Consider the following 13168-nt stretch of genomic DNA (forward strand, 5'->3'; position numbering starts at 1 on the left):
TCACCACCAACGACCACCCACGTGTCACCGATGTCCTGATACAGATTCGTCACCGATGTCCTGAGACATGACATGGCGAAACGAAGGGCAAGCTCGACGCGAAAAGGGCAAGCTCGGCGCAAGAAGGGCAAGCTCGCGAGACGGCGCCGATTCAGCCCGCGGCGCGCTCGGCGGCCTCGACCACGTTCGTGAGCAGCAGCGCGACGGTCATCGGGCCGACACCACCAGGGTTCGGCGACAGGTATCCCGCGACCTCGGCGACGTCGGGGGCGACGTCGCCGAAGACGCGCGTCTTGCCGGTCTCGGGGTCGGTCTCGCGCGTGACGCCCACGTCGAGCACGGCGGCGCCGGGCTTGACGTCGGCTGCCGTGACGAGGTGCTTGACCCCGGCCGCCGCGACGATGACGTCGGCCTGGCGCAGGTACTGCGCCGCGTCGACCGTGCCGGTGTGCGTCAGCGTCACGGTCGCGTTGTACTCGCGGCGCGTCAGCAGCAGTCCGATCGACCGCCCGATCGTGACGCCACGGCCGACGACGACGACGTGTTTGCCGTTGAGGTCGTACCCATTGCGCACGAGCAGTTCGATCACACCGCGCGGCGTGCACGGCAGCGGCGAGGTGATCGGCGCGTTGACGTTCAGCACGAGGCGACCGAGGTTGGTCGGGTGCAGGCCGTCGGCATCCTTGTCAGGGTCGATCCGTTCGAGGATCGCATCGGTGTCGAGGTGCTTCGGCAGCGGCAGCTGCACGATGTACCCGTGGCAGGCCGGGTCGGCGTTGAGCGCGTCGATCGCCGCCTCGACCTCGGCCTGCGTCGACTCGGCCGGCAGCTCGACCTGGATCGAGTTCATGCCGACCGCTTCGGACTGCCGGTGCTTCATGCCGACGTACAGCTGCGAGGCCGGGTCAGCACCCACGAGCACGGTCGCGATGCCCGGGACGACGCCCCGGGCCTTCAGCGCCGCGACGCGCTCGGTGAGCTCCTCAGCGATCGCCGCGGCGGCAGCCCGGCCGTCAAGACGGATCGCCGTCACTGCTGCAGCCCGGGGTAGAGCGGGAATGCCGCGGTCAGGGCGGCCACACGGGCACGCAGCGCCGAGAGATCGGCGCCGTCGGCGCCGCCCACGAGCGCGAGCGCGATGATGTCTGCGACCTCGGTGAACTCGGCGTCGCCGAAGCCGCGGGTCGCGAGCGCGGGCGTGCCGATGCGCAGACCCGACGTGACCATCGGCGGGCGCGGGTCGTTCGGAACGGCGTTGCGGTTGACCGTGATGTGGATCTCGTGCAGCAGGTCTTCGGCCTGCTTGCCGTCGATCGCGGCGTCACGCAGGTCGACGAGCACGAGGTGCACGTCGGTGCCGCCGGAGCGCACGGCGATCCCGGCATCCACGACGTCTTGCTGCGACAGCCGGTCGGCCAGCAGTGCCGCACCGCGCACGACGCGCTCCTGACGCTCCTTGAACTCGGGCGTCGCGGCGAGCTTGAACGCGGTCGCCTTCGCGGCGATCACGTGCATGAGCGGGCCACCCTGCTGCCCCGGGAAGACGGCTGAGTTGATCTTCTTCGCGATGTCGGCGTCGTTCGTCAGGATGAAGCCCGAGCGCGGGCCGCCGATCGTCTTGTGCACAGTCGACGACACGACGTGCGCGTGCGGCACGGGCGACGGGTGCAGGCCCGCCGCGACGAGGCCCGCGAAGTGCGCCATGTCGACCCACAGCAGCGCGCCGACCTTGTCGGCGATCTCGCGGAAGCGTGCGAAGTCGAGCTGACGGGGGTAGGCCGACCAGCCCGCGATGATGACCTTGGGCGAGTGCTCGACGGCGAGGCGCTCGACCTCGTCCATGTCGATCGTCGAGGTTTCGGGGTTCACGCCGTACGCGACGATGTTGTAGAGCCGGCCCGAGAAGTTGATCTTCATGCCGTGCGTCAGGTGCCCGCCGTGGTCGAGCGAGAGGCCGAGCAGCGTGTCGCCGGGGCGGGCGATCGCGTGCAGGACAGCGGCATTGGCGGATGCCCCGGAGTGCGGCTGCACGTTCGCGAACTCGGCCCCGAACAGCGCCTTCGCGCGCTCGATCGCGAGCTCCTCGGCGACGTCGACCTCTTCGCAGCCGCCGTAGTAACGGCGGCCGGGGTAGCCCTCGGCGTACTTGTTCGTCAGCACCGAGCCCTGCGACTGCAGCACCGAGACGGGGACGAAGTTCTCGGAGGCGATCATCTCGAGGTAGCCGCGCTGACGCTCGAGCTCGCGCTCGAGCACCTGTGCGATCTCGGGGTCGACCTCGGCGAGCGGGGCGTTGAAGTAGGGATCGGTCATGATGGCTGCATCTCCTGGGTCACGAGGCGGACGGATGTCCCATCGCGGCGCCGGCCGAGACCGATTCGCCGCATATGGAAGCGTACCGAGGCCTCGACCCAGGCGAACGGTCGATTGCCGATTGGTCGCTCCCCGGTGGTGACCCACCTCAACGCCAGTTGCGACGAGATGAGCATATCGGATGCCGCTATGCTGGCGACATCCGATTTGTTAGGACTCCTTACATCAAGCGATCCGCTGCCGCACCGCTCAGAATGGAGACACCGTGACAACCCCCACTGTCGTCCCCGCGCCCGCGTCCATTGAGGCGTCGGGGGAAGCGACGTTCGCCCTCACCGCTGGGGCGGAGATCGTCGGCGACGCTGACGCGTGCACGGTGCTGCGCGAGCTCATCGCGGTGCGGACCGGCTCCGGCCGCTCGACAAGCTCGGGGACCAAGCCAAGCGCGCCGACGAGCGGCACCATCGCGCTCGTGATCGAGCCGGGCGGCGCTCCCGAATCGTACCGCGTCGAGGTCACCGCGGCGTCCGTCCGAGTCTCCGGCGCCGACGCGGCAGGGCTGTTCTACGCCGTGCAGACGCTCGGCCAACTGATCGAACGCGCCCCGGACGACACCGGCTGGCAGATCCCCGCCATCAAGATCGCGGATGCCCCGCGGTTCGCCTACCGCGGCGTGATGCTCGACGTCGCCCGCCACTTTCACGGCGTCGACACGGTGGAGGCGTACATCGACCGGGCATCCGCCCTCAAGTTCAACCACCTGCACCTGCACCTGACCGATGACCAGGGCTGGCGCCTGCAGCTGCGCTCACGGCCGGTGCTCACCGAGAAGGCCTCGGCGACCGCCGCTTTCGGCGACCCCGGTGGCTTCTACACGCAGGACGACTACCGCGAGATCATCGCGTATGCCGCCGCGCACCACATGACGGTCGTCCCCGAGATCGATCTGCCCGGGCACACGCACGCGGTATCGCTCGCGTATCCCGAGCTGTCTGAGCAACCCGTGCTGAGCGAGCAGATCCGGCAGACGACGCACGACTTCGGCGGCCAACTGCCCGTCAACGGGGTGCCGTACGAGAGCGTCGCGGTCGGCTTCTCATCGCTGAAGATCCATGATGAGCGCACGTACGCGTTCCTGGCTGACGTGCTGGGCGAGCTCGCTGAGCTGACCCCAGGCCGGTACCTGCACGTCGGCGGTGACGAAGCGCTCGGCACGCCCGCCGCCGACTACGAGCTGTTCCTGCAGCGCGTGACCGACCTCGTCGCCGGGCTCGGCAAGATCCCTGTCGCGTGGCACGAGGCGGGCGCCGCCGCGCGACTCGCCCCCGGCACCGTCGGCCAGTACTGGGGTTTCGTGATGCCCACCGGCGGCGCCGACGACAAGGCACGCGCGTTCATCGAACGCGGCGCGCAACTGATCCTGTCGCCCGCCGACGCGATCTACCTCGACATGAAGTTCGACGCGGATGCCCCGCTGGGCCTCACCTGGGCGGGCGTGACGCGCGTGCGCCGGGCGTATGAATGGGACCCCGCGACGGTCATCGAGGGTGTGACCGACGCGGGCATCCTGGGCGTCGAAGCGCCCCTGTGGTCGGAGACGGCGCGCAGCCTCGCCGACATCGACGCGCTCGCGTTCCCCCGCATCGCCGCCGCCGCCGAGGCGGCGTGGTCGCCCGCCCTCGGCACGAGCCCGCTGCGCACGTGGGACTCGTTCGCCGCCCGCGTCGGCGCGCTCGGCCCCCTGTGGACCAGCCAGGGCATCGGCTTCACTCCCCTGCCGGAGATCGCCTGGGGCGCCACCGCGAGAGAATCGACACCATGACCACCGTCCTGCACTCGGTCCGCCTCGTCGATGAAGGTCGCGTCACGGAGGATGCCTGGGTCGCCTTCGCCGACGGCGTCGTTCTGCGCACCGGCACGGGCGACGGCTGGCGGGCGCTCCCCGCGGGCGACGCGATCGACGCCGCGGGCGCGTATCTGACGCCCGGCTTCATCGACATCCACGGGCACGGCGGGGCAGGCGCCTCGTTCGACGACGGCGCCGACGCGATCCACGCGGCCCGCGCGCTGCACCGCGCGCACGGCACGACACGCGCCGTGCTCTCGCTCGTGACCGCATCGATAGACGATCTGGCCGAGCGGGTCGGCCTCGTCGCCGACCTCGCGCAGCGCGACGCGACGATCCTCGGCTCACATCTCGAGGGCCCGTTCCTCGATGTCGCGCACAAGGGTGCGCACACCGAGGGACTGCTGCGGGCACCGGATGCCACGTCGATCGCCCGTCTGCTCGACGCGGGCCGCGGCACGGTCCGCCAGGTCACGCTCGCACCCGAGCTGCCCGGCGGTCTCGACGCCGTCGCGCAGTTCGTCGCGGGCGGTGTCGCGGTCGCGGTCGGGCACACGGCGGCGACCGAGCAACAGGCATCCGCTGCGTTCGACGCCGGTGCGACGTTGCTCACACACGCGTTCAACGCGATGCCGGGCATCCATCACCGCGCACCGGGGCCGATCGTGGCGGCGATGCGCGACGATCGGGTGACGCTCGAGCTGATCGCCGACGGCGTGCACGTGCATCCCGACGTGATCGCCCTCGCGTTCGCCGGCGCGCCCGGACGCATCGCACTGATCACCGACGCGATGGCCGCCGCCGGGGCTGAAGACGGGCACTACGAGCTCGGTGGACTGTCGGTCACCGTCAGCGACGGCGTCGCTCGACTCGACGCCGACGGCGCGATCGCCGGGTCGACGCTGACGCAGGATGCCGCGCTGCGTCTCGTCGTCGCAGGCGGACGGCCGATCGCCGACGCGGTCGCGGCGCTGACGACGGTTCCCGCCCGCGCGATCGGCGCCGCGGGGCGCTACGGCAGCCTCGTGCCGGGCGCGGCCGCCGACGCGGTGCTGCTGGATGCGGGGCTGAACGTCGTCGCGGTGTGGGTCGACGGCGTGCGCGTCTGAACTGCTCCGGATGACGGGGTGAGAGCGGGGTGGCGTACGCCCCGTCCCCCACCCCGCTCAACCCCCAGCCCGGCACCGCGGAACCTCTCCCCCCAGAGTCGTTCCACGGCGCCCAGGCGAGGGTCCGGATCGCTCCGTCCCCCCGAGAACGGTGTGCGCCCTTCTGCTTCCCTCAGAGCGGAGGCGCACAACCGTTCTGATCATGAGATGACCGAGCGCACGTTCTATGACGCGAAATCGCGATCTTTTTTCGCACCCGTCGGGTGTGCCCATGCCAGCCGTGCGCCGGCGACGTCCCGCAGGGAGGACAATGGTGAGGTCACGGGCCGAAACCGCGTCATGAAACCGACATGACGTCGTCTCTTCAGTGAGCATCTCTCCTCGAGCGGATCCCACATGGACAAACACGATCAGCCGCGCCCCGATGTCGCCGACATCGCCGACGCGGACCTCGTGCTGCGCTCGCGCGCCGGTGACAGCAGTGGATTCGGGGAACTGTGGCGGCGGCACTACCGATCAGGCATCGTCGTGGCAGGGTCGATCACGTCGAGCTTCGACGCCGACGACCTCGTGCAAGAGGCGTACACCCGCATCTACCGCTCGATCGCGGCGGGCGGTGGACCGACGGGGTCGTTCCGCGCATATCTGTTCACGGCCATCCGCAACACGGCGGCCAGCTGGGGCCGCGCGCGACGCGAGTCGAACATCGAAGAGCTCGAGTCCGTCGCCGATCCGGATGCCGAAGCGCACGCCACGGATGACGCGCTCGATCGTGCACTGACGACACGGGCGTTCCGCAGTCTGCCGACGCGTTGGCAGGAAGTGCTCTGGTACACCGAGATCGAGCAGATGAAGCCCGCCGAGGTGGCACCGCTGCTCGGGCTGAAGGCGACGGCTGTCGCGCAGCTCGCTTTCCGCGCCCGCGAGGGGCTGCGCGAGGCGTGGATCCAGGCGCACCTGCAGTCAGTCGCAGACGGCTCTTACCACCAGTGGACGATCGAGCGGCTCGGCGCCTATTCGCGCGGCAACCTGGGTCGACGCGACGCGGGCAAGGTCGACGCACACCTCGCCGAGTGCACGCGGTGCGCGATCGTCGCGGCGGAGGCGAAGGACGTGTCGCACCGCCTCGCGCTTGTGCTGCTTCCGCTCGTGCTCGGCGCGGGCGGCGCGACGGCGTACCTCGCCGCGCTGCAGGGCGGTGGGGTTCCCCTCACGGCTCTCGCCGGGGGTGCCGTGCCCGGCATGCCGGGCGCCGTCATGGCCGGCGCGGGTTCCGCGGGCGGCCTGACTGCGGCCGGCGCCGCGGGCGGGACGGTTGTCGGCGTCGCGACCGTCGGTAGCGCCACGGGTGGAATCGGGGCGCTTGTCGGCGTGGCGGCCGTCGTCGCGGTCGGCGGCGTCGCCGCGGCGATAGCGATCCCGCAGCTCACGTCGTCGCCCGAAGCGGCGGATGCCGCGACGCGCGATGTCGCGCAGGCCGCCGCGGGCACGCTGCCCGATGCCGTGATCGTGGACGCCGCCGACGACGGCAGTTCTCTCGTGCTGCCCGCGCCCGGCCCGACGCCGAGCGATCTGCCGATCATGCCGATGCCGCAGCCGTCGGCGACGGTGCCGAGGCCCACGCCTCAGCCGACGCCGACGGCCGCACCGACACCCACGCTGTCGCCGACCCCCGAGCGCACCCCGACGCCGGATCCCGGGCCGTCTGCGACGCCGGAGCCGGCGGCGACCCCGGAGCCGACGGCCACGCCCGAACCCACGGCCTCGCCCGAACCGACCGCGACGCCCGAACCCACGGCGACCCCCGAACCCACGGCCACGCCCGAACCGTCTGCGACGCCCGAACCCACGGCGACCCCCGAACCCACGGCCACGCCCGAACCGACGGCCACGCCGGAACCCACGGCGACCCCCGAACCCACGGCCACGCCCGAACCGACGGCCACACCTGAGCCCACCGCCACGGCGGAACCGACCCCGACACCGGCCGAAACCCCGACGACCCCGCAGGACGAAGCGCCGACGCTCGTGGGATCCCCCACGCTCGCGATCGGGTCAGACGTGACCACCACGATCCAGCTCGCCGGAACACCCGGTGAGACGGTCGTCGTCACCTTCACCGGGCTCCTCTCGGGCTCGCGCCCGGTGGCGCAAGCGACGGTCGGCGACGACGGCACCGTGTCGGTCGCGTTCACGGTGACACTCACCCAGTACATCTTCGGAACGGCGCAGGTCTCCTACCTTGTGGACGGTGCCGCATCCTCCACCTCGACGCCGATCTGGTGAGCTCCGGCATCCGTCATCGCCCCGCGTAGACTGGGAACATGGCCGATCTGCCCCCTGTCCGCCCGAGCGCGCCCGAGCAGCCCGCACCGCTGCCTGCGTCGCTGCCCGCGGGCACGCGTCCGGCGCTGGATGCCGTCGACGTGCTCGCGTTCCTGTGCGAGCTGTTCGCATTCGCGACCCTCGCGGTCTGGGGCTTCACCGCGTGGCCGTTCCCGTGGAACATCGTGGCGGGCATCGGCGCTCCGCTGATCGCAATCCTGCTGTGGGCGCTGTTCGTCTCGCCGCGCGCCGTGATCCGCGTGCATCCGTTCGTGCGTGCGCTGGTCGAACTGCTCGTCTACGCGTCGGCGACGATCGTGTGGTGGACCAGCGGCAGCGCCTGGATCGGTCTCGGATTCGCCGTCGTCGCCGTCGCCGTGGGCCTCGTCGCAGGACGCCGCCGCCTGGCATGACCACCGCCGACATCGTCGTCGCGCTGCGTGCGCAGCTGGGCGACCGTGTCGACACCGACCCCGCGCATCTCGACGCCGCCCGCGCCGACAAGTCCGGTCATGCCGCCGCCGGCATGCCGCTCGCGATCGTGCACGCGGCATCCGTTGCCGATGTGCAGGAGACGCTGCGGATCGCACACGCGAGCGGAACTCCCGTCGTCACGCGCGGCGCGGGCACGGGGCTCGCGGGCGGCGCGAACGCCGGCAGCGGCGAGATCGTGCTGTCGGTGCGGGCGATGGACCGGATCCTCGAGGTGCGGCCCGACGACCTGCTGGCGGTCGTCGAACCGGGCATCCTCAACGCCGACCTGAACCGTGCGCTCGCCGCGCACGGCCTGTGGTGGGCGCCCGACCCCGCGAGCCGCGAGATCTCGACCGTCGGCGGCAACATCGCCACGGGAGCGGGCGGGTTGCTGTGTGCGAAGTACGGCGTCGTGCGCGACGCGGTGCTCGGCGTCGATCTCGTCCTCGCCGACGGACGGATGCTGCGCCTCGGCCATCGCAGTGTGAAGGGCGTGACGGGGCTCGATCTGACGTCGCTCGTCATCGGGTCGGAGGGCACGCTCGGCGTCGTGGTCGCGGCGACACTCAAACTCCGTCGGCTCGCGATGGGCCGGGCGCGCACGCTGACGGCATCCTTCCCCGACGTGCGCGCGGCCGCCGCCGGCGCGGCCGCCGTCACGGCGTCGGGAGTGCAGCCCGCGATCATGGAACTGATGGATGCCACGTCGCTCGCGGCCGTGCACCGACTGCTCGGCCTCGACGCGCCCGAGCCGGGCGCCGCGCAGCTGACGATCCAGACCGACGGGCCCGCCGCGACGGACGAGGCCGATGCGATCGCCGCGACGCTGACCGCCGCGGGAGGGGTCGTGCGGCTTGCCGCGGATGACGCCGAGGCGGAGCTGCTGTGGCGCATCCGCCGGTCGATGCACCCGGCGATGGAGACGCTCGGCACGACGCTCATCGAGGACGTATCGGTGCCGCGCAGCGCGCTGCCCGCGATGTTCGACGAGATCGCCCGCATCGAGCGTGAACACGGCCTGGTCGTCCCGACGGTGTGCCACGCGGGTGACGGCAACCTGCATCCGAACTTCATCTTCGAGGGCGCTGAGGTGCCCGATGCCATCTGGGCAGCGGCCGACGACCTGTTCCGCGCCGCGCTGCGGCTCGGCGGCACGCTCACCGGCGAGCACGGCATCGGTGTGCTCAAGCGGCGCTGGCTACGCGACGAACTCGGCGACGACCAGTGGGAGCTGCAGCGCCAGATCGCCCGCGTCTTCGACCCCACCGGCATCCTGAACCCCGGCAAGGTGTTCGCGCGCTGACCCCGGCGCGCGTGCGCGCGGCATCCGCCCCTTCATCCGTCCCGATCTGCGGCCTCCGCGCCCAGCACCCGACAACACGGGACGGACGAACGGATGCCGCGGCTCAGGCGCGCGAGGTCAGAGCCCCTGCCAGGCGGGCTTGTTGGCGGCGACGTACCGGTAGTAGTCGGCGTGGGCGAGCTGCGAAGCAGCGGCCTCGTCGACGACGACGGTCACGTGCGGGTGCAGCTGGATCGCCGAACCCGGCAGCGACGACGTGACGGGGCCCTCGACGGCGCCCGCGACGGCGGCCGCCTTGCCCTCGCCGAAGGCGAGCAGCACGAGGTGCTTGGCGCCGAGGATCGTGCCGAGGCCCTGTGTGATGCAGTGCATCGGAACATCCTCGACCCGATCGAAGAAGCGGGCGTTGTCCTTGCGGGTCTGCTCGATGAGCGTCTTCACGCGGGTGCGCGACGCGAACGATGACCCGGGCTCGTTGAACCCGATGTGGCCCGAGGTGCCGATCCCAAGGATCTGCAGGTCGATTCCGCCCGCCTCGGCGATCGCACGCTCGTAGTCCTCGCCGGCGTGCGAGATCGTCTCGAGCGCGCCGTTGGGCGTGTGGATGAGGTCGGGGTTCAAGCCCAGCGGCTCGACGACCTCGCGCGTGATGACCGAGCGGTAGCTCTCGGGGTGATTCGGGTCGATCCCGACGTACTCGTCGAGCGCGAAGCCGCGCACGCGCGACACATCAAGCCCCTCGACGCGCGAGCGCAGCGCCTCATACACGGGCAGCGGCGTCGACCCCGTCGCCAGGCCCAGCACCGTGTCGGGGCGCTCGGCGATCAGGCGCACGATCTCGTCTGCGACGAGCGCGCCCGCGTCTGCGGGCGACGGGACGATGACGATCTCAGCCATGGACAACTGCTTCCTGCTCGGTTGCGGTGGCGCCGATGAGGGCGGCGCCCAGGGCCGCCGCGGGCGATCCCTGCGGCAGCAGCTCGACCCGCTCCGCCAGGCGGAGCGAGCGCATGAACGGAGATGTGCCCGCGCTGCGCGCGAGACTGCTCATCACCGGATGAAGCATACGGTCGCCGAGGGCGGTGATTCCGCCGCCGAGCACGACGGTCGCGACGTCGCTCGCCAGGACGATGACGCGCACCGCCGATGCAACCCCGAATACGAGTCCGTCGCGCAGTTCGATGGCGCGCGGGTCGCCGGCATCGGCGGCATCGAAGACGTCGAGCACCGGCAGCGCGGCAGGCCTTCCCCACCGCTCGGCGACCGCGGCGCCGCCGCTGAAGGCCTCGATGCAGCCCCGCTGACCGCACCGGCACAGCGGCCCGTGCGGATCGACCGAGATGTGGCCCACCTCGCCGGCCGTGCCGTGCGCGCCGCGCCAGAGCCGGCCGTTGCTGACGAAGCCGGCAGCGATCCCCGTGCCGAGGTTGAGATACGCGATGGCATCCGCGCCCGCCCCGAAGCCCGCACCCGCGCCCCCGAACCCGTGCAGCGTGTACGCACCAACCGCGGCGGCCTTCACGTCGTTCTCGACGCGCGTGGGAACACCGTAGGCCGCGCCGATCGCCTGCGCGAGGTCGAGTTCGTCGAGCCCCAGATTGACAGCGTGGGTGACGACGGCGCCGCCTGCGGCGACCTGTCCCGGCATCCCGACGCCGATCGAACGAAAGTCGGATGCCCCGACCTCGACCGCGAGTTCGTCGATCAGGCCGGTGATCGTCTGCACGACCGCCGCGGGCCCCCAGCCGGTGGGGCGGCGCAGGCGCGCGACGATCTCGCCGCCGGGCGCGACGGCCACCGCGTCGGTTTTGGTGCCACCGACGTCGAACCCGAGTCGCATCAGCCCTTCACCGCTCCCGACACGAGTCCGCCCGTCATCCGCCCCTGGACGATCAGGAAGAAGATGATGACCGGCAGGGCGATCATCGTCGAGCCCGCCATGACGGCGCCCCAGTTGACCGCACCACCGACCGACGACGACTGGAAGGCGTTGAGCCACGGCATGAGCGTCAGGTTGTAGCCGCTCATCAGCAGCAGCGCCATCGTGAACTCGTTCCACGCCTGGATGAACGCGAAGATGCCGGTCGACACGAGACCCGGTGCCAGCAGCGGGAAGGTCACCTTCCAGAACGCCTGCGACTTCGTGCAGCCGTCGATCATGGCGGCCTCTTCGAGGTCGGCGGGGACTCCCGCGACGAAGCCGCGCAGCGTCCAGATCGTGAACGGGATGACGGCGGCGGTGTAGACGATGCCCAGGCCCAGCAGCGTGTTCATCAGGTGCCAGTCGTCGATCATGCCGTAGATCGTGAACATCATCGCCTCGCCGGGGATCATCTGCACGACGAGCACCGAGACGATGAAGGTGCGCCGGCCCTTGAAGCGGAAGCGCGCGAGGGCGACGGATGCCAGGAAGGCGACCAGCAGCGTGACCACGAGCACGCCCGCGGTGACCGTGACGGTCGTGCCGAGCGCGTGCGGGAAGTCGGTCTGACCCGGCGCCGCTTCGCGGTTCCACGCCGTCGTGAAGTTGCTCACCGTGAAGTCTGTCGGGAACAGGCTCGGCGTGCGGCTGACGATCTTGTTGTTGGGCGTGAAAGCCAGGTTCACCATGTAGTACACGGGGAACACCGAGCAGACGAAGACGATGAGCGCGGCGGCGTTCAGCAGGAACCGGGTGAGCTTCTTGCGGGCGGGCGGGCGCCGGGCATCCATTGACCTGCGCCGCGCGGGCCGGTCGAGTGTGTCTTCGACGCCCGCTGTGCCGAGCTGCGTCCCGACGCTTACCTGAGTGCTCACAGCTCTTCCTCCTTGAGCGTCGTGCGCACGTATCCCCACGAGAGGATCAGCAGCAGGATCACCATGAACACACCGATCGCCGCGGTCGCACCGAACTCGCCCACACCCTGGCGGAAGAGGTAGGTGCCGAGCACGTTCGTGTCGGCGGCGATGCCACCGCGCGTCTGAAGCGAGTACACCTGCGTGAAGATGCGCAGGTTCCAGATGATCTGCAGCACGAGCACGACCGTGAGGATGCTGCGCAGGTAGGGGAACACGATGAAGCGGAAGCGCCGAAGGCCGGATGCCCCGTCCAGCGATGCCGCCTCCAGCACTTCGCCGGGCACCTGCCCGAGACCGGCGTACGTCGTGAACGCCACGAACGGGATGCCCTGCCAGACGACGATGATGACGAGCACGAAGTAGAAGGAGAGGGGCTCGAGCAGCCAGGAGTGGTTGGTCCAGTTGGTCGTCCCGGTGAGCGTGTTCAGCAGCCAGTTGACGAGGCCATACTGGGTGTCGAAGATCCAGCCCCAGACGACGGTGGCTGTCAGCGGTGGCATGGCCCAGGCGAGCAGCAGACCGACCGAGACCGTGATGCGCCAGCCGCGACCCAGTCGTGTCATGAGCACGGCGACGAGCACGCCGAAGACGATGATGAGGGCCGTCAGCACGACCATGAGCGCGAGGCTGCGGGTGAGGACGGCGGGGAAGTCCGACTTCGTGAACAGGTCGATGTAGTTCTGCAGGCCGATGAAGTCGGGCAGCGTCCCCTGGACCTTGTTCTTGACGGTGAAGTCGGTGAACGACTGGATCACCATGAGGACGGCGGGGTAGCCGACCATGACTGCGAGGATGATCGTCGCCGGTGACAGCAGTCCCCAGCCGCCGCGGGCGTCGCGGCGGCGGCGGTGTCGCTCGCGCTGCAGCGCGTCGCGCTCGGGCGCGGTCGGTGCGGGGGCCGGGCCAGCGCCGGTCGGCGCTGCGGTCGTGCTCGTCATGGGCTCGCCTCCTCTCGGTGGT

The 13168-nt window shown here is 70.7% G+C and carries 11 protein-coding genes and 1 riboswitch; of the genes, 5 read left to right on the forward strand and 6 right to left on the reverse strand.

Going from position 1 to position 13168, the window contains the following annotated elements; all coding sequences use genetic code 11:
- Positions 1-151 precede the first annotated feature (151 nt).
- Together BGO46_RS09425 and glyA are read right to left on the reverse strand one after the other, a co-directional pair.
- Positions 152-1033 (reverse strand): bifunctional methylenetetrahydrofolate dehydrogenase/methenyltetrahydrofolate cyclohydrolase, encoded by an 882-nt coding sequence (locus tag BGO46_RS09425; protein ID WP_292678248.1) that lies wholly within the window; start codon positions 1031-1033, stop codon positions 152-154.
- Positions 1030-2313, reverse strand: a complete 1284-nt coding sequence (glyA, locus tag BGO46_RS09430) for a serine hydroxymethyltransferase (protein WP_292678250.1) — start codon at positions 2311-2313, stop codon at positions 1030-1032. Before glyA ends, BGO46_RS09425 begins: the two co-directional genes overlap by 4 nt.
- Positions 2314-2402: 89 nt before the next feature.
- Positions 2403-2485, reverse strand: a riboswitch (ZMP/ZTP riboswitch).
- Positions 2486-2578: 93 nt separating this feature from the next.
- On the opposite strand from glyA, the gene BGO46_RS09435 reads away from it, so the two are divergent.
- The 5 genes from BGO46_RS09435 (at position 2579) to BGO46_RS09455 (ending at position 9370) form a co-directional block, all read left to right on the forward strand.
- Positions 2579-4135: a family 20 glycosylhydrolase gene (locus BGO46_RS09435; RefSeq protein WP_292678252.1), complete on the forward strand. Its 1557-nt coding sequence runs from the start codon at positions 2579-2581 to the stop codon at positions 4133-4135.
- Complete coding sequence (gene nagA, locus BGO46_RS09440) at positions 4132-5268, forward strand: N-acetylglucosamine-6-phosphate deacetylase (RefSeq protein WP_292678254.1); 1137 nt, start codon at positions 4132-4134, stop codon at positions 5266-5268. Before BGO46_RS09435 ends, nagA begins: the two co-directional genes overlap by 4 nt.
- A 396-nt stretch (positions 5269-5664) precedes the next feature.
- Positions 5665-7554, forward strand: coding sequence for a sigma-70 family RNA polymerase sigma factor (locus BGO46_RS09445; protein ID WP_292678256.1), 1890 nt, complete (start codon positions 5665-5667; stop codon positions 7552-7554).
- Between the two features lie 38 nt (positions 7555-7592).
- Positions 7593-8006 carry a YrdB family protein gene (locus tag BGO46_RS09450; protein ID WP_292678258.1) on the forward strand — a complete coding sequence of 138 codons (414 nt, stop codon included), beginning with the start codon at positions 7593-7595 and terminating at the stop codon, positions 8004-8006.
- Positions 8003-9370 carry an FAD-linked oxidase C-terminal domain-containing protein gene (locus BGO46_RS09455; RefSeq protein ID WP_292678260.1) on the forward strand — a complete coding sequence of 456 codons (1368 nt, stop codon included), beginning with the start codon at positions 8003-8005 and terminating at the stop codon, positions 9368-9370. The genes BGO46_RS09450 and BGO46_RS09455 overlap by 4 nt, the downstream gene beginning before the upstream one ends.
- Before the next feature lie 117 nt (positions 9371-9487).
- Here the strand turns inward: BGO46_RS09455 and BGO46_RS09460 are convergent, their stop codons facing one another.
- From BGO46_RS09460 to BGO46_RS09475, 4 genes are read right to left on the reverse strand one after another with little or no spacing between them, the layout of a single operon-like run.
- On the reverse strand, positions 9488-10267 hold the full coding sequence (locus BGO46_RS09460) for a glucosamine-6-phosphate deaminase (protein ID WP_292678263.1): 780 nt from the start codon (positions 10265-10267) through the stop codon (positions 9488-9490).
- A complete protein-coding gene (locus BGO46_RS09465; protein WP_292678266.1) occupies positions 10260-11210 on the reverse strand; it encodes an ROK family protein in 951 nt (316 codons plus the stop codon). The genes BGO46_RS09460 and BGO46_RS09465 overlap by 8 nt, the downstream gene beginning before the upstream one ends.
- Complete coding sequence (locus tag BGO46_RS09470; protein WP_292678268.1) at positions 11210-12166, reverse strand: carbohydrate ABC transporter permease; 957 nt, start codon at positions 12164-12166, stop codon at positions 11210-11212. The genes BGO46_RS09465 and BGO46_RS09470 overlap by 1 nt, the downstream gene beginning before the upstream one ends.
- Positions 12163-13146, reverse strand: a complete 984-nt coding sequence (locus tag BGO46_RS09475) for a sugar ABC transporter permease (RefSeq protein ID WP_292678270.1) — start codon at positions 13144-13146, stop codon at positions 12163-12165. The genes BGO46_RS09470 and BGO46_RS09475 overlap by 4 nt, the downstream gene beginning before the upstream one ends.
- Between the last annotated feature and the right edge of the window lie 22 nt (positions 13147-13168).

Origin of the sequence: Microbacterium sp. 70-16 (assembly GCF_001898315.1) — a bacterium.
Lineage (GTDB): Bacteria > Actinomycetota > Actinomycetes > Actinomycetales > Microbacteriaceae > Microbacterium.